Source organism: Streptomyces mobaraensis NBRC 13819 = DSM 40847, assembly GCF_017916255.1.
Lineage (GTDB): Bacteria > Actinomycetota > Actinomycetes > Streptomycetales > Streptomycetaceae > Streptomyces > Streptomyces mobaraensis.
Genome location: NZ_CP072827.1, coordinates 5,988,424 through 6,006,829 on the forward strand (window position 1 = coordinate 5,988,424; position 18,406 = coordinate 6,006,829).

Genomic DNA, 18,406 nt, shown 5'->3' on the forward strand with positions numbered 1-18,406 from the left:
GGCCGCTGATGGCACCGGAGGCTTCAACCGCCGCCGGACGGCGGGGTCCACCGGGGCCCGGCGAAGTCGGCGAGCGCCGCGGCGAGCCCGGGATCCACGTGCGGCGACGGGCCGGTCGAGAGGACGAAGTACCACCCCTCACCCATGCGGGAGCGGCGGGGCGGACGCGGGGCGTCGGCGAGGAGCCGGACCTGGAGCGCGTGGAAGCGCGCGTCCCGGCCCCGGACGATCGCGCGGCGCACGGTGATCTCCTCGACGTGCCGCCACGCGTAGGAGCGCCGCCTGCGCCCGAACACGGAGGTGACCCCGTCCCGGGTCAGCTCCAGTTCCAGCGGCCGTCGCGGCTTGAGGAAGCCCACCGCGGTGATCAGCGCACCGAGGAAGGGCCAGAAGACCAGGCTCAGCCACGCCATCGGCTGGTGCCACTGCCCGCTCACGCTCATCCGGACGACGAAGGTGCCCATGATCACCCCGACCACGGCCCAGTGGGCCAGCGGAAGCGTCCGCGACCGGCCGCGCAGGCGGTAGTGGTCCGCCGTGCGTTCCACCGTGGACTCGCGGGGGTCCGAGAGCTTGGGGAAGGGGACCGCCCAGGGGGCGGACCCGGCCGTTCCGCGGGCCTCGGCCCGCCGCCCGGCCAGATGCTCCTGGAGCCTGCGGTTGCGGAAGCGGTAGGTGCCGCCCGACACCTGCAACAGGCCCGCCGCGCGCGCGTCCCGCAGGAACGCCATCAGCGACCAGGGCACCCGGCCCGCCACCGCGAGGGAGCACTTGGCCAGCAGCCAGCGGCTCCACGGGCTGAGCAGCACCAGCATGGCCGAGGCACCCGCGCAGGAGCCGATCACCGCCTTCCAGCCGCCGCTCCCGCCGTCGAGCCAGAGGAACGCGCTGGTGCCCACCCCGATCAGCGGGGCCACCAGCGTCAGCGTCGTGACGAGCGCGCTCCGCTCGCCGCGCAGGAGTTCGTCGGGGGTCGCGGCGTCCACGGTGTCGGCGGGGGCCGCGTACACGATCATCAGCAGGACGGGCAGGACGCCGCCGACGGACAGCGACACCAGTAGGGGGTCCCCCGCCACGGCGTACAGGGCCAGGAGGAGGACGACGAGGACGGGACCGCCCGTGAGCACCGCGAGGCGGACCAACGGGCCCACGCGCGCGTGCCGGTCGAGAGAGCGCAGGGCCCGGACGAACAGCAGCGGATTGGCGCTGCGGCGCGGTTCGGCCAGGCGCTCGCCGAACCACGCGGTGGTCACGGTCCGGGCGAGGGCCGCGGTGACGACCCCGATCGCCACCTCGGTCGAGCCGAGGAAGTCGGTCGACGGCGAACCGCCCGCCGCGCCGGACATGCCCGCCTTGACGGCGAAGGACAGCAGGATCCCGGTCACCAGCAGCGCCGGCAGGGCCAGCAGCCGGGGCAGCGGCGCCGTGTGCAGCCGCCACCAGGCCAGTTCGGACTCGCCGCGCCGGTTCAGCAGCAGCGCCAGGTACGACAGCCAGGCGTGGGCCCGTTCGGCGTCCCAGGTGCGCGGCGCGTGCAGCCGGCCGGGGTGCGCGGGCACCGGGGGGAACGCGGCGGGCACGATCCGGTCGAGCAGGTGCGCCTCGACGGCATCCCGGGTCGGGAAGCGCTCGCGGTCCGCCAGCGTGCCCGGGTCGGCGGGGCCCTGCTCGTACGCCCGGCGCGCCAGCCACACCATCAGCGGGCTGCTCAGGGCCCAGGCGGCCGGCGCGGCGGGTTCTTCGCGCAGGGTTTTCAGCAGCGGTGCCCACGCGGCGGCGCGGGACCGGGGCCGGGCCTTGCGGAGGTACTCCGCCACCTCGCCGGGGCGCAGCGGCAGCGACTCGATCACCGTGGAGTGCCGCAGCCCCTTGCCCTGCCGGTCGAGGTGGGCGTACTCGGCCGTCCGGGAGACCAGGACCACGTCGCCCCCGCCGCCGAGGCCCGTGTCGAGCGCGTCGAGGACCTCGGCGCGGCGGTGCTCGGGCAGTTCGTCGAGGCCGTCGAGGACGGGCAGTACGCGGCGTTCGAGGACGAGCCGGCGGGCCGGGTGGACGCCGTCCACGGACGGCAGGCCGGGGTGGTCCCGGCGCAGCCGGTCGACCAGCCACTCGGCGAGCGACTGCCGCCGGGCGTCCCAGGACTCCAGCGACAGCATGAGCGGGACCGGCACGTCGTCCTCGCCCTGGGTGAGCCGGCGGGCGAGGAGTTCGAGGGTGAGCAGGACGGACAGCACGGTCTTGCCGGACCCGGCGGTGCCCAGGACGACCAGCCGCCGCCGGGGCCCGAGCCCGAGGAACGTCCCGGCGATGGTGTCGGTCCCGGAGCCGGCGGGCGGGTGCTTCCCGGCGGACGCCACGCGCCGGCTGGGCGTCCAGCGCACGGGCAGCGGCTCGGGGTCCGTCATGTCCCAGGCGTCGGCCTCGGCCCGCCACCGGTGGAGGAGGCTGCGGGCGAGTCGTCGCTCGGCCGCGGCGAGCGGGGCGTCGTCGTCGGGCGGCGGGTGCTCCATCCGCAGCGTCACGTTGAGGTCGCCCCGGAGGATCCCGATCTGGATCAGGTACTCGGCCGTGCAGTCGACCGCGGTGTTGATGATGTCCGGCTCGCCGCCGGTGCCCGTCCGCCTCACCATGTCCGTCCGCCCCCGTCGTCACGCTGTCCGTTGCCGCGAAGCCTCAGCCCTTCTTCGGCGTTCCGTGGAGGCGCACCGTGCCGAGGATCCGCATGACCGTCGAGTCCGGCAGCTCGTCCCGTACGCCCGTGGCGCCGTAGAGGACCCAGGCGACGTAGCCGCCCGCGGAGTTCCTGAACCCGAAGGCGACGGCCTTGCCGTCGGTCGAGCACCTGTTCTTCCGGGGCGCGTTCCTGGACCGGGCCCAGGCGATGCTGCCCTTGACGCCGGACTTGGTGGTGTACGGCCTGGCCGTCCTGTCGGAGATGATGCTCTTCTTGTCCGGCTGTGTGTAGCCGCCGTACACCCACACGGCGGCCTCGTTGACGGCGACGCGGTCGGTGTCCGGCGCCCCCTTGGCTCCCTTGGTGCCGGCCCCCGCCAGCTCGGTGCCCACCACGCGGCCGTTCGTGTCGATGTCGGGCACGCACCACTCGTCCCGGAGGGACGCGAATCCGCTCGCCAGAACGATGAACTTGCCCCAGTTCGCGGGGACGTCGGGGTCGATCGCGCTGTCCCGGAAGCCGTAGTGCGCGGCCGGATCCTTGACGTCCCACTCCGGCGGCACGTCGAAAGCGGTGCCGAACTCGGGGTTGACGACGACCTTCCAGCCCGGGACGGTCGGCCGTTCGGCCGCACCGGCGCGCGGAGTGGTGCTCGGCGACGCGGACGCGGACGCCGACGCTCTCGGGCCGGGCGAAGCGCCCGCCGCCTCCTCCGCCGTCCCGCCGCCGCCCAGCAGCGGGGCTCCGGCGACGCCGACGGCCGCGAGCACGGTCACGACGGCGGCGACCGCGACGGCCTTCGCCCGGCGCCCGGTCCCCGTGGACGGCTCTCGTAACGGCATGGTCAGTACGATAGCGCCTGCTCTTACGAGGGAGCCGTTGCCGGGAGAAGCGCTACGAGGCGGGCCAAGGCGGCCGGGAACCGCCCGGGTTCGCCCTCACGGCCGGGTACGAGGTGATCGCCGGCCCCGGCCCGTTTCCGGTCCTGTCGGAGCGGTCCGCCGCCTGGCCGGTCGCCGCCAGCAGGTCGAGCCCGAGCGGGGTGCACCAGTGCCAGGCGACGTTGCCGTCCCGCTGGGTGCAGATCAGCCGGGCGGCACGCAGGGCTTTGGCGTGTTCCGAGGCGGAGGACTTGCCGATGCGCAGTTCCCTGGCTATCTCGGTGGTGGTGCGCTGCCGCACGAGCAGGTGGAGCACGGCGGCCCGGGTCCGTCCGAGCAGGGCGGCGAGACCGGTGGGCGAGGCGCTGTCGGGTCCCGGGCCGAGCAGGGGGAGGGTGGCCGTCGAGGCGTAGAGCAGGACGCTGGGGCCGTCGTCCCGCAGCGCCACCAGCGGCCGTCCCTGCCAGAGGACGGAGGGGAGCAGGACGACGCCGTGCCCGGACAGGTGCCCTTCCGCGTCCTCGGGGCAGTCGTAGATCAGCGTGGTGCCCTCCCACCGGCCTCCGGGACCCAGACCCGCGAGCGTCGTGAGGAGGCCGTGGTCGGCCAACAGCCGGGTACGCCAGGCCCGTTCGGTGTCGAACGCGGACCGCACATGGTTCCAGGAGCCGGCCAGGACGGTGTCGTAGGCGTCCCGCAGGGCGTCCTCGAGCAACTGCCAGGCTTCCCGGTCCTGGCAGGCCAGCCGCCGTACCCACGGCGTCCGCGGACGGACGGCCGGGCAGACGTGGTCCAGATCCGACCGGACGCGCGCGGCCGGGCTGCGGAGCACGGTGTCCAGCCCGTCCTCCAGCCCCCGGCTGAGGGGATCGAGGAACATGGGGCCGCGCGCCGAGGGCGGGACGAGGGACGTCAGGATCCCGGCCCGGACGGGAAGCGCCCGCCGCGTCCGGCGCTGCCATCCGCTCAATACCGGCGGTAAGGAACGGCGTTGCAGCAGGGCCATGGCGGTGACCAGTTCCGTCAACGGCGCCGGTTCCGCCGCGAAGGACACGCGCAGCAGGTCCTCCGCGGTGAAGTGGAGACGCAGCATCCCGTACCTCTCTCTTCCGCGGGCACCTGCCCGCGCCCCGCGCGACCGGTGCGCGCCGGCCGCGGTTCGGCCAGGACCGAACCGCTCGTACCACAGGGGTCCCGCCACGATTATGAGAAGCACGGTCAGCCGACCGGAAGCGGTAATCGGACGATGTGGCGGAGCCGCGCCCGGTGCTCGTGCGCCGGGCTCGGGCTCCCCCGGGGGACGGAGCTCCCGTCCGGCCGGGGCCCGGGTCCCGGCCGCGCCGCTCTCGGCGGGGCCGCCCGGCGGTCACGGGGGTGCCGCCGGGCCCTCGCCGGGACCACCGACGACGACCCGGCCCGCGTCACCCTCGTCACGGACGCGGGCTCCGGCTACCCGGGGGTGCCCTGTCGTCGGGAGTCCGCCCGGACGGGCGGGGCGCCGCCCGTCCGGGCGGACGGTACGGCGCATAGAATCCGATTCCATGCCGAAGCCTGATGAGCTGATCGTCCGGATCGCCGCCCGCGTGGAGTCCGGGCAGAACAGTCGGATGTCCCTGACCGTCGTCACTGGTGGTGCCGTCATCACCGGCCGACTGGCCCCTGAGGCCATGTGGCGGCGGAGGGTGTCGGAGGTGCTGGGGGACTCCGCCGAACTGGGCGAGTTCGCCGACGTCTTCGACGCCCCCGCGAAGAAGGAAGGGCCGCCCACGCACCTGCACTTTCACGTCGCCCGGATTCTGCAGGGCACGGTGGGCATCCCGGAGACGGGTGGGATGTACCGCGTGGCGATCGAGGACGTCAGTGCCTGGACCATGGGCGACTTCAGCTATTCCGATCAGTGACCGCCCCTTCCGCCCCTTCCGTCTCTTCCGGCTCTCCCGACTCTTCCGACCGGTGATCCGTCGTCCCGTCGTCTGACCCGTCGTCGGCGGCCCGCCGGTGACGAGCGGCCCGCCGGTGACGAGGGGCCCGCCGGGACGCGCCGGCGGGCCCCTCGGCCCTTCGAACGGTCTTCCGGGGCCGCCCGGACGGGTTGCCCCGGGCCGCACCGTCGTGCCCGAGGGGCGCGAGCGGCCGGGCCCGTCCGGTCAGCGGTCCTCGCCGGCCTGACGCTCGCGTACCGCCCGCTCGACGAACTCCACCAGGTCCGCGTGCGAGCTCGACAGCCGGCCCGTGCCGGTGATGTCGCCGGAGTGCAGCGCGATGAGGTAGCGCAGCCGCAGGGCGATCTCGTCGACGATCTCCTCCCTGCTCCGCTGGAGGAAGAGCGGGTCGACCCCGAAGTATTCGGCGAGCGCGGCCAACCGGGCGTCGGTGGTGGCCACTTGTTCGCCCTTGCGGAGCTTGCCGAGCGTCACGTGAGAGACGACCGTCTCGCCCGCCGCCTTGTTGACGGCGTCGGCGATGTGGCGGTCCGACGGCGGTTCCGCGCCGTCGGGGCCGCCTCGCGCCCGCAGGTAGTCCAGCTTCTGCGCGAGGGGCAACGAGGCTGCGGCGCAAGCTGAGTTCACGTCTCTCATGACCACTTTTTTACTCGGTTGCCGCCGGTTACCCATAGGTATGGTCCAAAGCTGTGGGGATGGTCACCGGAGATTGCCGACAAATCATCCCTGGAAGGTGACGTTCCGGTTACCGGGTGTGTGTCATGCGATGGGCTGCACATGAACGGATGGCTGCATTCCACTTGCAGAACAACGCAGTTGACGTACCGTCAGGCACCTGACGGTGCGTCGGCGCGCGGGGCTCCGGGCGGGTTCGCCGGTCTCTCGGCCGGGGTGTCGCCGCCTCCCGCGAGCGGGTGCCCGAAATAGTTACTGACCAGTCGGTTCAACGGCATTGAGACGATCTTGCATTCTCGGCCGGATCTGCCTAAGCTCACCGGCGTTAAGTGGGGTTAACAGCTCGACGCACCGCCTTCCGGAGTCATGGAAGTGTGCGGGGGTCGGGCATACGGGGGAGAGTTTTGAAAGGTATCGGGCCGGAATCCGTCCGTACGGGGATTCCAGGGGGACGTGTCTCGATCGACGAACGGCCGAACGGAGCCGACCGGTGGTGTGCCCCGGTCGTGGAAACCGTCCGTTCTTCACGGGTTCACCGCTTTCACGGGCTGCCGTCAACGCGTCCGTCGCACGCTGATCTCCGCGCGCCCGGCGCGCGGGACTGACTGACTCACCTTCACTTCCGGGTCCGCCGGGCTGCCTGACGCCGCCCTGTCGTGCCCGGGAATCGACCAAGCCTTTTTCATTCGGCCGTGCCGTGGCGGTCCGGGCTACCCGGATCCGGTCGCGCCGCCGTTTCTTCCGACGTCGATCCGTGCTGCCCGCAGGCCGGCCGGCGTCCCGTGTTCACGACGTCATGCGGTCATTCGCCGCGCCAAGGGGGAACCTTTCGCATGCTCGCGCAAGCGATGCCGAGTCGAGGGATCGGGGGAGTGCTCGACACAATCGGCGGCACTCCTCTGATAGAACTCGACAGGATCTTTCCGGACCGGTTGTTCCGCGTCTTCGCCAAGCTCGAGAAGTTCAACCCGGGCGGCAGCGTCAAGGACCGCGTCGCGCTCAACATGCTGCTGCACAAGGTGAGTTCGGGCGAGCTGGTGCCCGGGAGGTCCACGGTCGTGGAGTCCAGTTCGGGTAATCTGGCGATCGGGCTCGCCCAGGTCTGCCGGTATTTCGGGCTGCGGTTCGTCTGCGTCGTGGACGCCAAGACGACGGAACAGAACATCGCCATCATCCGCTCCTACGGGGCGGAGGTGGAGGTCATCACCGAACCGGATGCCGAGACCGGGGAATACCTCCCGAGCCGCATTCGCCGGGTACGGGAACTGGTACGGTCCCTGCCGGACGCCTACTGGCCCAACCAGTACGGCAATCCACTCAACGCGGCGGCGCACGAACAGACGATGCGGGAGATCGTCACGGCCCTGGACGGGCGTGTGGACTACCTTTTCTGCGCGACGAGTTCATGTGGCACACTGCGTGGCTGCGCCGACTTCGCGAGGGAGTCGGGGCTTTCCACGAAAATCGTCGCGGTCGACGCCGTCGGCAGCGCGATATTCGGCGGACAGCCGCCCACCACACGGTTGTTGCCGGGACACGGCGCCGCTCTCCGGCCCGCTCTGTTCGATCCCCGGGCGGCGGACCACGTGGTGCACGTGTCGGACCTCGAATGCGTGAGCATGTGCCGGCGCCTGGTGGACCGCGAGGCCATTCTGGCCGGCGGTTCGTCGGGAGCGGTCGTCGCGGCTGTTCACCGGATGCGCGACGAGATTCCGGACGGCTCCCGCGTCGCGGTCATCTTCCCGGACAGCGGCGAGCGTTATCTGGAGACCATCTATTCGGATTCCTGGGTCGCCCGGAAATTCGGTGACGTCTCCCATCTGTGGCAAGAGAACCCGGGCCCGGTGCCCGAGACCGTAGGAGCAATTCCGTGCTGATCGCCAGACACGCCGACGTCCACGAGGTGCTCGCCGGACGCGAGGAGGAGATCCTCGCCCTCGTCCAGGAGACCTACGGGACCCACGAGGACGGCCGGACCGCCGTCCCGCACTCGACCTTCCTCCGCTTCCCGGGCGACGACCGCAACCGCGTCATCGGGCTCCCCGCGTTCGCCGGCGGCGACAGCCCGGTCGCCGGGATGAAGTGGATCGCCTCCTTCCCGGGGAACATCGACGAGGGCCTGCCGCGCGCCAGCGCCGCCATCGTCCTGAACTCCCTGGAGAACGGCTTCCCCGTGGCCCTCCTGGAGGGCTCGCAGATCTCCGCCAAGCGCACCGCCGCGAGCGCCGCCCTCGCCGCCCGCCTGCTCACCGAGGGCGACGAGCCCACCGGCGTCACCCTCGTCGGCGGCGGCGTCATCAACACCGAGGTGCTGCGCTTCCTCCTGGTGGCCCTGCCCTCGCTCCGCGAGGTCACCGTCTTCGACCTCGACGCCGGGCGCGCCGAGGCGTTCGCCGCGCGCTGCCGCGCGCTGGGCCCGGACCTGACCGTCGAGGTCGTCGCCGACCGCCCCACCGCACTCGCGCGGCACCGCCTGGTCGCCCTGGCCACCACCAGCGGCACCCCCCACCTCGGCTCCGACGAGCTCCGCCCCGGCACCGTCGTGCTGCACGTCTCGCTGCGCGACCTGCACCCCGAGGTGATCCTCGGCGCGCAGAACATCGTCGACGACGCCGACCACGTCTGCCGCGAGCGCACCTCGCTGCACCTCGCCGAACAGCAGGCCGGCAACCGGGACTTCATCGACGCGAGCATCGGCGCGCTCGTCCGCGGCACCGTGCCGTTCACCCGCGACCCCGGGCGGATCACCGTCTTCTCGCCGTTCGGCCTGGGCATCCTTGACATGGCGCTGGCCGAGTACGTCCGCGCGCGGGCCGCCGAGCGCGGGCTGGGTGTGCGCGTCGACGGCTTCCTCGGCCACGACGCGGCGAAGGCCGAAGCGGCGGAGTCCGCCCGATGAGCACCGGCCCCCGCGTCCTCGCCCTTTTCCCCGGCCAGGGCAGCCAGACCCCCGGCATGGGCCGCGCCTTCGCCACGGCCCGCCCGGAGGCGGCGGCCGTCTTCGACGCCGCCTCGGACGCGCTCGGCATCGACATGCGCGCCCTGTGCTGGGACGCCCCCGCACCGGAACTCGCGTCGACGGACAACGCCCAACCGGCCCTGCTGACCGCCTCCATCGCGGCCTGGCGGGTGCTGGAGCACCACGGCGTGACCGCTGCCGCCGCCGCGGGCCACAGCGTCGGCGCCGTGGCCGCGCTGGTCGCCACCGGGCGGCTGGAGTTCACGGACGCCGTGCGCCTGGTCCGGCTGCGCGGCGAGCTGATGGCCGCCGCGCCCGGCGAGGGCGGCATGTGCGCCGTCCTCGCCACCGGCGACGAGCGGGAGAAGGCGCTGGCCGAGGCGGCCGAGCGCGGCCTGGACATCGCCGCCGACAACAGCCCGCGCCAGTTCGTCGCCTCCGGAGACCTGGCCGCGATCGGGGAGTTCGCGGCGGCCGTCGGCGCCCGGGCCAAGCCGCTGGAGGTCTCGCACGCCTTCCACAGCCGGCTGATGGCGCCCGCCGCCGCCGACTGGGAGGCCGCCGTCGCCGAGGTCCGGCTGCGGCCCGCCACCGCCCCCGTCGGGCTGATCACCACCGGCGCCTTCGGCACCGACGACGCGGACCTGCGCCGGGACCTCGCCGACGCGCTCTGCGCGCCGGTCCGCTGGCGGGAGCTGATGGAGGCGGCGGGCGAACGGCCCGAACCCGCCGCCCCGACGGCGGCCGTCGGCCCCGCCAAGGCCCTCGTCGGCCTGGCCAAGCACTTCCCCGCCAAACCGCAGGTGTCCCTGGTGGACACGCCGACCTCCCTCACCGCGCTGCTGCGCCGCCTGGGGGCCTGACAACAGTGAGTACAGCCATGCAGTTCGAACCGTCCACCGTGGCCCTGGTCACCGGCGCCTCCCGGGGCATCGGCCGGGCCTGCGCCCTGGCCCTGGCCGAGGCCGGCTGCGACGTGGTCGTGCACTACGTCTCCCGCACCGAGGCCGCCGAGGAAGTGGCCGAGCGCATCCGGGAGATGGGGCGCAAGGCACTGGTGGTACGCGCGGACATCGGCGTCGAGGCCGAGGTCAAGGCGATGTTCAAGACCATCCGCGCCGAGTGGAAGCGGCTCGACGTCGTCGTCGCCAACGGCGGCATCACGGCCGACGGCTTCCTCGCCACCATGAGCCTCGACAAGTGGCAGCGGGTCATCGACACCAACCTCACCGGCGCGTTCCTCACCTGCCGCGAGTCCGTCAAGATGATGCACCGCACCGGCGGTTCGATCGTCCTGATGGGCTCCACCAGCGGCGTCACCGGCCAGCCCGGCCAGGCCAACTACAGCGCCAGCAAGGGCGGCCTGATCAGCCTCGGCAAGGGCCTCGCCCGCGAGGTCGCCGAGCGCGGCATCCGCGTCAACATCGTCGCCCCCGGGTTCACGGACACCGACATGGTGCGCGACATGCCGCCCGCGGTGCGCGAGCGGCTGATCGGCACGGTGCCCATGAAGCGCGCCGGCACCCCCGAGGAGGTGGCCTCGGCGGTCACCTTCCTGGCCTCGCCGGCCGCGAGCTACATCACGGGGAAGGTCCTCGTCGTCGACGGCGGACTCGTCCCGTAACTCCCGGCAAGCCACCCACCACTAGACACAGGAGTACCGCCATGACCGCCACCTACGAGGAACTGCTGGCGACCGCCGAGGCGCGCACCGCCCTGAACAACCACGTCAAGGCCCAGCTCGTGGAGAGCCTCGGCCTGGAGATCCGCCCCGAGCTGATCGGCGACGACCAGCCGCTGTTCGGCCGGGGCCTGGAGCTGGACTCGCTCGACACCCTGGAGATCGTCGTCATGGTCGAGGAGCAGCTCGACGTCACGATCAGCGACGACGACCGCTCCGCGTTCGGCTCGATCAACCGCCTCATCGACTTCGTCGTCGCCGACCGCGGCGAGATCCCGCAGGTGGAGGCGGCGTGACCACCCCTGCCACTCCCACTTCCGCCCCGCTGAGCTTCGACGCCAACGCGATCCGCGCGCTGCTGCCGCACCGCTGGCCGATGCTGCTCGTCGACCGCGCGTACGACGTCATCCCGGGCAAGTCCGGCTACGGCATCAAGAACGTCACCATCTCGGAGCCGTATTTCGCCGGTCACTACCCCGACCAGTCGATCATGCCGGGCGTCCTCATCGTCGAGGCGATGGCCCAGCTGACCGCCGTCGTCTACGCCTCCGCGTGGCTGGCCGAGGCCGGGCAGAGCGGCGAGGCCGAGGTCGCGGCCCGGGTCGGCTACCTCGGGGCGATCCGGCAGATGAAGTTCAGCCGCCTCGTCGTCCCCGGCGACCGGCTCACCATGAAGGTCGAACTCGGCCGCCCCTTCGACCGGCTGACGCCCGTCACCGTCCAGGCCAGCGTCGACGGCGAGCTGGCCGCCAAGGGCTCGCTGACCGTCAGCGAGCGCACCGCGGGGGACCCGAGTGGACTCCAGTGAGCTGGTGATCCGGCCCTACGAGGAGTCGGACGCGGCGGCGATCGCCGAGCTCTACAACCGGTACGCCGACGTCCCCAACCCGGTGGACCGGAAGCTCGACGCGGAACTCGTCCGCGGCGAGCTGGCGGAACGCGGCACCCGGCTGTTCCTCGTGGTCGAGGCGGACGGGGAGATCCACGGCACCATCGGCTTCTTCCAGGGCCACGTCCGGCGGGCGTACGCCCCGGGCGAGGTGTTCGGGGACATGTTCTTCCTGAGCCCCGCGCTGCGTGGCGGTTCGGTGGCCGGCCGGATCTTCTCGCAGGCCATCCGCACCCTGCGGCTGGCCGGCGTCGAGGTCATCCGGCTCACCGCCAACCCCGGCAACAAGCTGGCCTTCCCGCTCTACCGCCAGGTCGGGTGCAGCGTCACCGGGCCGGTGGAGGCCACCGAGGACGGCAACATCGAGCTGGTCAGCTACATGCCGCGGGTCATGGCCCGGCTGCGCCGGGACTACGCCCACCTCATCCCGCAGTCCCTCCAGCTGAACGCCAGTTGGCGGTACATGGTCGGCGGCGGGGAGCGCGCCCTCGGTGACGACACCGAGGAGCTGGGCGGCCGGACCGTCCTGCGCACCGAACTCGCCATCGAGGGCACGGTGTTCACCGTCCTGCTCGACCCCGAGGACGGCGAGCTGCTGCACGTCGGCACGGACGCGGAGGAGGCGCCCGCCCTGGCGCCGAAGCCCGTGCCCGCGCCGCCGGCCGTCAGCACCGTCGAGGCGGACGGCCTCCGCCTCGAACTGCACCACGGCGACGGCCGGATCGAGCTGCACGGCGCCGGCCACCTCGGCCCGCTGCTGCGCGAGACCTGGCCGGTCTTCGGACCGCCCTTCGTCACCGGCTTCCGCCGCGCCCTGCGGCGGGAGGACGCCCTCACGGTCACCCCGCGCGCCGACGGCTGGCTGGTCGCGGAACGGCACCCGGACGGTGTGCTGTACCGCGAGACGACGCTGGTCGGCGGCGTCCTGGAGAACCGTTTCCGCTGGGAGGGCGGCGAGCCGCCCGCGGACACCCTGCGGACGATCGTCGAAGGCGGCCTGCGCAAGGGGCTGCTGCTCACGGAGGACGGCCATGTGCCGGCCGGCCGCGGGCTGCACCCCGTCGACGCCACCGAGTTCGCCACCGCCGGTGCCGAACTCGGCCGGGACGCGCGGATCGGCTGGTGGGACGAGGCGGCCTCGGTCGGCCTCGACGTCCTGGGCGGCGACGCCCGGGCCCGGCTGGTCACCGACGCGCTGGTGCTGCTGGACTTCGCCCCCGGCGCGTCCGGTACTCCGGGACACGCTCACTCCGTCACCGTCCGCACCGAGTGGTCCGGCGGCGCCCCCATGGCCGCCGACGGGATGGAGCCGCTCGCCGCGCAGGCGGCGGAGCCCGTCGTGGCCCCTCCCCCCGTGCTCCCCGTGGCCGACCGCGCGGCGTGGACGGCGGACACCGTGGCCCGCCGCCCGGTCCACCGGGCGGCCGTCGGCGCGGACACGCTGCTGGTCAGCGCCGAGGCGGGCGGGATCGCCGCCTGGCGGTCGGCGGGGAAGTCCGTGCTCGCCACCCCGTTCCCCAAGGAACGGGTGCTGGGCAGCAACCCGCGCTGGCGGGCCGGCCTCTGGGCCGTCCGCCAGGGGCCGCGCGAGGACCCCGACCGCGGCCTCGGCTGGGGCGCCGAGCGGCACGAGTGGCGCTTCGACGAGGCGACGGGCCGACTGCGCGCGGACGGTCTGGACTGGTCCGTCGCGGCCCCCGCCGACGGCCCGGCCGACCGGCTCGACCTGGACCTGCGGGCCGAGGCGCGCGACGACGAGAGCGAGGTCGTCGTCTGGCTGACCCCGGCCGCGCCCCGGCAGCCCGAGGCCCTGGTGCCCGGCAGGCCCGGCGAGCTCTGGCGGATCCGGAAGCCCGGCGCGTGGCAGCGCTGGAGCGACCGGCTCGCCCTCCGGCTCGCCGACGGCCGTTGGCTGTCCGTCGCGCCGGGAGAAGGGCACGGCACCGAGGTCTTCCTCCGCACCACCAAGGCGGGACCGCTGGTCGGCCTGGTCGCCCGGCAGCCGCGCGGCACGGCCCTCGCGGCCCGCTGGTCGCTCGCGGTCCTGCCCGGCCCCGCCGTCGACGCGCCGCCGCGCGCCGGCGCCGCTGAGACCGCCGCGGGCCGCTGAGACCGCCGCCCCGGGCCGAACCCCCGGGCCCGGGGCGGCACCCGGCTCCGTACCACCCGACCCCGCACCACCCCACCGAACTTCGCACCACCCCACAGAACCGACACACCGGACACCCCAAGGAGACGACATGACCAGCGCCACCCCGGCCACCGTCGCCGAGCAGTACGCGTACCTGCGCACCACCGTCGGCGTCTACACCCCGGGCGCCGCCCTGGCGACCCTCGGCGGCCTGGAGCGCGGTGAGGTCCTCTCCCGCGCCCTGGCCCGCGACAGCGAGTACGTCGAGCCCGACACCGCCCGCGAGAGCCTGATCCTCGACGAGGACGCCACCGTCTGGGACGCCGTCACCCACATCGAGCTGGACGACACCAGCTGGCTGCTCGCCCACTCCCGCGACGACCTGGCCGGCCTGCTGGAGAAGACCGTCGCCGACGCCGGCGTCCAGGACGTCGAGATCACCGGCGCCACCGACCACGTCGCCATCGCCTTCGAGGGCCCCAAGTCCTGGCGGATCGCCGCCGACCTGCTGGACTTCGAGATCTCCAGCCTGGTGCTGCACGGCGCCACCACCGTCACCCTGCCGGGCGACGGCGGCGCCGAGGGCGTCCTCGCCCGCATCGGCACCACCGGCGAGTACGGCTACCTCCTGATCGCCCCGGCCGGCTCCGGCGCCGCCGAGTGGGTCGCCGCCCGCGCCGCCGAGCTGGACGGCGGCCCCGCCGGCGCCGAGGCGCTGCTGCGCGCCCGCACCGAGGTCCGCCACCCGCAGATCCCCGCCCAGTCCGAGGGCCTGACCGTGCGCGAGGCCGGCCTGGAGTGGCTGGTGAGCTGGGGCCGCGAGGACGAGTTCCGCGGCGGCGAGGCGCTGGCCGCCGCCGAGGAGGCCGGGCGCGGCCTGATCACCGTCCTCGCCGAGGCCGGCCAGGCGCCCGCCGCCGGCAGCACCGTCGAGGCCGGCGACCGCGCGATCGGCACCGTCCACCTCGTCGCCCCGCTCGCCGGCACCGACCAGGAGATCGCCCTGGCCCTGCTCGACAAGCCCTTCGACGTCCCCGGCCTGGAGCTCACCGGCCGCACCGCGGACGGCACCGCCGTCACGCTGCGCACCGCCGCCTCCCCGGTCGTCATCCCGCAGTCCTGGAACGAGCGGCTCGGAGCCTGACCATGCGCATCGTCATCACCGGCCTGGGCATGATCTCGGCCGTCGGCTCCACCGCCGACGAGTGCTGGACCGCCATCCGGGCCGCCCGGAGCGGCATCGGCACGGTCACCGAGGTCGACACCACGGGCCTGATCACCACCCAGGGCGGCCAGTCGCCCGTCAAGGAGGTGCCCGGCGTCGACCGCTGTCTGACGCTGGCCCTCACCGCCGCCACCGAGGCCGTCGAGCACGGCCGCCTCGCCGAGGCCGGCTACGCCCCCGAGCGGGTCGGCGTCGTCATCGGCAGCAGCCTCGGCACCAGCCGCAGCGTCGGCACGTTCCACCAGCAGTGGCTCCGCGAGGGCCTGCGGAAGGCGGACGTCCGGCTGCTCAAGGGCTACGCCCTGCACAGCGTCGCCGACGCCGTCGCGGAGAAGCTCGGCCTGGGCGGCCCCCGTTCGCTGCTCTCCAACGCCTGCGCCGCCGGCGCGGTGGCCATCGGCTACGCGCTGGAGCTCATGTGGAGCGGCGAGGCCGACGCCGTGCTCGTCGGCGGCGTGGACCCGCTGGCCGAGCTGTCCTTCAACGGCTTCAACTCGCTGGGCGCGCTGGACTCCGGCGGCTGTTCCCCGTACACCCGCTCCGAGGGCCTCAACCTCGGCGAGGGCGCGGGCTTCCTGCTGCTGGAGAAGGCGGACACCGCCGCGGCCCGCGGCATGTCCGCGGTCGCCGAGGTGGCCGGCTACGGCCTGTCCGCCGACGCCTACCACCAGACCGCCCCGGACCCCGGCGGCGAGGGCGCCCAGCGCGCCATGGCCGCCGCCCTGCACAGCGCCGGGCACACGGTCGAGGACGTCGACTACATCAATGGCCACGGCACGGGCACCCCGACCAACGACAAGGTCGAACCCAAGGCGATCAAGACGCTGTTCAAGACGCCGCCGCCGGTCAGCTCCACCAAGTCGATGATCGGCCACACCCTGGGCGCGGCCGGCGCGGTCGAGGCCGTGGTCTGCGCCCTGGCCGTGCGCGACGGCGTCCTGCCGCCCACCGCCAACACCGGTGGCGCCGAGGCCCCGAGCGGCCTCGACATCGTCCCGGAGGCCGCGCGCGAGCAGGACGTCGACGTCGTCGTCTCCAACTCCTTCGCCTTCGGCGGCAACAACGCCGCCCTGGTGATCCGGCACCCCGAGCGCGTCACCACCGAGCCGCCGGCCGCCGCCGCGGCCGCGGCCGGCCGGGACGTCGTCATCACCGGCGTCGCGGGCATCGCGGGCGCCGCCACCGGCAACGACGAGCTGTTCGCCGCGCTCGCCGAGGGCACGCCCGTCTACCAGGGCGAGGTCGAACTCGACGGCTTCGGCACCCGCCGGGCCGGCACGGTCGACTTCAAGGCCATCGCCGCCGGCATCAACCCCGCCGTGCTCCGCCGGATGGACCCCACCAGCCGGCTGGCCGCGGCCGTGGTCGCCGAACTGCACCGCGCGTACGGCAAGCCGAGCCGCCAGGAGGCCGCGGGGACCGGGCTCATCTTCGCGACCGGACTGGCCCCGATCACCCCGGTCCAGGAGTTCGACAGCGGCGTCGTGCTCGCCGGCGGACCCACCGGCGCCAACCCGAAGTTCTTCCCGAACACCGTGGTCAACGCCGCCGCCGGACACGTCGCCATCCTGCACCGGTTCAAGGGCATCACCGCCACCGTGTGCAGCGGCGGCACCAGCGCCCTGAGCGCGCTGCACTACGCCTACCGGCTGATCGCCCGCGGCGCCGCCGAGCGCATCGTCGTGGTCGTCGCGGACGAGTGCCCCGACGCGCTGGTCGCCGGGCACGTCAAGGTCCCCGGTTTCCTGGGGAGTTCGGACGTCCGTCCGTTCGCGGGCGGCGGCACGGTGCTGTCCGCCGGCGCGGTCGCCATCGCGCTGGAGTCCACGGACGCGGCCCGCGCGTCCGGCCGCCGGGTCCTGGGCCGCGTCGCCGGCTTCGGTCTCACCGGCGACGACAGCGGTATCGCCGGGCTCCGCCCGGACGGCGCCGCCTGGGCCCGCTCGATGACCGAGGCGCTGCGCGCCGCGGACCTCTCGCCCGAGGACATCGGCCTGGTCGCCTCGGCGGCCATGGGCCGCCCGGCCGTCGACGACGCCGAGATCGCCGCGCTCCGCGCCGGCGGCCTGGCGGAACGTCCCGTCACCGCCACCAAGTCGGTGTTCGGCGAGACCTACGGCTCCGCCCCGGGCCTGGCCCTCGCCGCCGCGCTGCGCGCGATGGCCGACGGCGTGCTCCCGGGCACGGCCGGTGTCCCGGACGCGCCGGAGGAACTGCCCGGCCTGGTCCCGCAGGGCGGCCGTCAGGGCGGCGTCGACCACGCATTGATCTCCAGCTTCGCCTACGGCGGCAGTTACGTGTCGCTGGTCGTCTCGAAGGGGGACGTGTGATGACCGCCACCACGACGGCGGCCCGGACCGGCACACGGACGGACGACGTCCTCACCGCCACCGGCCTGGTCAAGAAGTTCGGCGACCGCGCCGTGGTCGACGGCGTCTCGCTGCGCGTCGGCACCGGCGAGATCCTCGGCTTCCTCGGCCCCAACGGCGCCGGCAAGTCGACGACCATCGCCATGCTGACCGGCGCCCTCAAGCCCGACGGCGGCACCATCCAGGTGGACGGCGCCGACTTCGCGGCCGGACCGATGCGCGCCAAGGCCCTCATCGGCGTCGTCCCGCAGGAGATCGCGCTCTACCCGACGCTCAGCGCCCGGCAGAACCTGACCTTCTTCGCGGGCGCCTACAAGCTGTCCCGCGGCGAGCGCCGCGAGCGCATCGACTGGGCGCTCGACGTGGTCGGGCTCGCCGACCGGGCCGGCGACAAGGTCGCGTCCTACTCCGGCGGCATGCAGCGCCGCGTCAACATCGCGGCGGCCCTGCTGCACATGCCGCGGCTGCTCTTCCTGGACGAGCCCACCGTGGGCGTGGACGCGCAGAGCCGCAACCAGATCTTCGAGACGGTGCTGCGGCTGCGCGCCGAGTTCGGCATGTCGGTGGTCTACACGAGCCACTACATGCCCGAGGTCGAGCAGCTCTGCGACCGCATCGTCATCGTCGACCACGGCAAGGTGCTCGCCGAGGGCACCCAGGAGGAACTGCTCCGGCCGCTCGGCGAGGGGCTGCTCGAATGGGCGCCCACCGCCGAGGAGCTGGGGAAGCTCCCCGGCGGCATGTCCTGGCTGGAGGCGCGGTTCGCGGGCCACGGGCAGATCTCCGTGGCCGCGTCCGGCGACGGCTCGTCCGTCCTGCGCATCCGGGTCAACGACATGCCGGCCACCCTGCGCGAGGTCTCCGAGATCGCGGCCGGGACCGGCCTCGGCCTGGGCGGCATCCGCCTCGGCCGCCCCGACCTCGAATCCCTCTTCCTCGACCTGACCGGCCGCCAGATCAGGGACGGTGCCTGATGTTT

General features: G+C 73.7%; 15 protein-coding genes. 11 read left to right on the plus strand and 4 right to left on the minus strand.

The features are described 5' to 3' along the window. Positions 1–23: 23 nt before the first annotated feature. The 3 genes from J7W19_RS25870 to J7W19_RS25880 are packed head-to-tail and all read right to left on the minus strand — an operon-like array spanning position 24 to position 4,648. Positions 24–2,630: an NACHT domain-containing protein gene (locus tag J7W19_RS25870; protein ID WP_004939216.1), complete on the minus strand. Its 2,607-nt coding sequence runs from the start codon at positions 2,628–2,630 to the stop codon at positions 24–26. A 43-nt stretch (positions 2,631–2,673) separates the two neighbouring features. Next, positions 2,674–3,516, minus strand: a complete 843-nt coding sequence (locus J7W19_RS25875; protein WP_004939218.1) for a hypothetical protein — start codon at positions 3,514–3,516, stop codon at positions 2,674–2,676. A 52-nt stretch (positions 3,517–3,568) separates the two neighbouring features. Further along, positions 3,569–4,648 carry a winged helix-turn-helix domain-containing protein gene (locus J7W19_RS25880; protein WP_004939221.1) on the minus strand — a complete coding sequence of 360 codons (1,080 nt, stop codon included), beginning with the start codon at positions 4,646–4,648 and terminating at the stop codon, positions 3,569–3,571. Between the two features lie 448 nt (positions 4,649–5,096). On the opposite strand from J7W19_RS25880, the gene J7W19_RS25885 reads away from it, so the two are divergent. Next, entirely contained in the window at positions 5,097–5,456 is a 360-nt protein-coding gene (locus J7W19_RS25885; protein ID WP_004939224.1) for a hypothetical protein, read from the plus strand. Between the two features lie 246 nt (positions 5,457–5,702). Here the strand turns inward: J7W19_RS25885 and J7W19_RS25890 are convergent, their stop codons facing one another. Then, positions 5,703–6,134 (minus strand): hypothetical protein, encoded by a 432-nt coding sequence (locus J7W19_RS25890; RefSeq protein WP_152264105.1) that lies wholly within the window; start codon positions 6,132–6,134, stop codon positions 5,703–5,705. 872 nt (positions 6,135–7,006) lie between these two features. On the opposite strand from J7W19_RS25890, the gene sbnA reads away from it, so the two are divergent. The 10 genes from sbnA to J7W19_RS25940 all read left to right on the plus strand — a co-directional run bounded on the left by sbnA (position 7,007) and on the right by J7W19_RS25940 (position 18,401). Continuing rightward, positions 7,007–8,050 (plus strand): 2,3-diaminopropionate biosynthesis protein SbnA, encoded by a 1,044-nt coding sequence (gene sbnA / locus J7W19_RS25895; protein ID WP_004939228.1) that lies wholly within the window; start codon positions 7,007–7,009, stop codon positions 8,048–8,050. Continuing rightward, positions 8,044–9,072, plus strand: coding sequence for a 2,3-diaminopropionate biosynthesis protein SbnB (sbnB, locus tag J7W19_RS25900; RefSeq protein ID WP_004939232.1), 1,029 nt, complete (start codon positions 8,044–8,046; stop codon positions 9,070–9,072). The genes sbnA and sbnB overlap by 7 nt, the downstream gene beginning before the upstream one ends. Continuing rightward, a complete protein-coding gene (locus J7W19_RS25905) occupies positions 9,069–9,995 on the plus strand; it encodes an ACP S-malonyltransferase (RefSeq protein ID WP_004939233.1) in 927 nt (308 codons plus the stop codon). The genes sbnB and J7W19_RS25905 overlap by 4 nt, the downstream gene beginning before the upstream one ends. Before the next feature lie 17 nt (positions 9,996–10,012). Beyond that, the gene (locus tag J7W19_RS25910; protein ID WP_004939235.1) at positions 10,013–10,756 is read left to right on the plus strand and encodes a 3-oxoacyl-ACP reductase family protein; all 744 of its coding nucleotides are present in this window, start codon (positions 10,013–10,015) and stop codon (positions 10,754–10,756) included. Positions 10,757–10,797: 41 nt separating this feature from the next. Beyond that, positions 10,798–11,109, plus strand: coding sequence for an acyl carrier protein (locus J7W19_RS25915; protein WP_004939237.1), 312 nt, complete (start codon positions 10,798–10,800; stop codon positions 11,107–11,109). Next, on the plus strand, positions 11,106–11,621 hold the full coding sequence (fabZ, locus tag J7W19_RS25920; RefSeq protein WP_004939238.1) for a 3-hydroxyacyl-ACP dehydratase FabZ: 516 nt from the start codon (positions 11,106–11,108) through the stop codon (positions 11,619–11,621). The genes J7W19_RS25915 and fabZ overlap by 4 nt, the downstream gene beginning before the upstream one ends. Then, positions 11,608–13,812: a GNAT family N-acetyltransferase gene (locus J7W19_RS25925; protein ID WP_004939241.1), complete on the plus strand. Its 2,205-nt coding sequence runs from the start codon at positions 11,608–11,610 to the stop codon at positions 13,810–13,812. Before fabZ ends, J7W19_RS25925 begins: the two co-directional genes overlap by 14 nt. 130 nt (positions 13,813–13,942) lie before the next feature. After that, positions 13,943–14,977, plus strand: a complete 1,035-nt coding sequence (locus tag J7W19_RS25930; protein WP_004939244.1) for an aminomethyltransferase family protein — start codon at positions 13,943–13,945, stop codon at positions 14,975–14,977. A gap of 2 nt (positions 14,978–14,979) precedes the next feature. Next, positions 14,980–17,388: a beta-ketoacyl-[acyl-carrier-protein] synthase family protein gene (locus J7W19_RS25935; RefSeq protein WP_004939247.1), complete on the plus strand. Its 2,409-nt coding sequence runs from the start codon at positions 14,980–14,982 to the stop codon at positions 17,386–17,388. After that, positions 17,388–18,401 (plus strand): ABC transporter ATP-binding protein, encoded by a 1,014-nt coding sequence (locus J7W19_RS25940; protein ID WP_004939250.1) that lies wholly within the window; start codon positions 17,388–17,390, stop codon positions 18,399–18,401. The genes J7W19_RS25935 and J7W19_RS25940 overlap by 1 nt, the downstream gene beginning before the upstream one ends. Positions 18,402–18,406 lie beyond the last annotated feature (5 nt).

What these genes read in the sequence shown, in the direction of transcription:
- J7W19_RS25940 (WP_004939250.1), top strand. Translation starts at nt 17,388, where the DNA reads ATGACCGCCACCACGACGGCGGCCCGGACCGGCACACGGACGGACGAC.
- J7W19_RS25880 (WP_004939221.1), bottom strand. Translation starts at nt 4,648, where the DNA reads ATGCTGCGTCTCCACTTCACCGCGGAGGACCTGCTGCGCGTGTCCTTC.
- J7W19_RS25905 (WP_004939233.1), top strand. Translation starts at nt 9,069, where the DNA reads ATGAGCACCGGCCCCCGCGTCCTCGCCCTTTTCCCCGGCCAGGGCAGC.
- J7W19_RS25915 (WP_004939237.1), top strand. Translation starts at nt 10,798, where the DNA reads ATGACCGCCACCTACGAGGAACTGCTGGCGACCGCCGAGGCGCGCACC.
- J7W19_RS25885 (WP_004939224.1), top strand. Translation starts at nt 5,097, where the DNA reads ATGCCGAAGCCTGATGAGCTGATCGTCCGGATCGCCGCCCGCGTGGAG.
- J7W19_RS25875 (WP_004939218.1), bottom strand. Translation starts at nt 3,516, where the DNA reads ATGCCGTTACGAGAGCCGTCCACGGGGACCGGGCGCCGGGCGAAGGCC.
- J7W19_RS25890 (WP_152264105.1), bottom strand. Translation starts at nt 6,134, where the DNA reads ATGAGAGACGTGAACTCAGCTTGCGCCGCAGCCTCGTTGCCCCTCGCG.
- J7W19_RS25870 (WP_004939216.1), bottom strand. Translation starts at nt 2,630, where the DNA reads ATGGTGAGGCGGACGGGCACCGGCGGCGAGCCGGACATCATCAACACC.
- sbnA (WP_004939228.1), top strand. Translation starts at nt 7,007, where the DNA reads ATGCTCGCGCAAGCGATGCCGAGTCGAGGGATCGGGGGAGTGCTCGAC.
- J7W19_RS25930 (WP_004939244.1), top strand. Translation starts at nt 13,943, where the DNA reads ATGACCAGCGCCACCCCGGCCACCGTCGCCGAGCAGTACGCGTACCTG.
- J7W19_RS25910 (WP_004939235.1), top strand. Translation starts at nt 10,013, where the DNA reads ATGCAGTTCGAACCGTCCACCGTGGCCCTGGTCACCGGCGCCTCCCGG.
- J7W19_RS25935 (WP_004939247.1), top strand. Translation starts at nt 14,980, where the DNA reads ATGCGCATCGTCATCACCGGCCTGGGCATGATCTCGGCCGTCGGCTCC.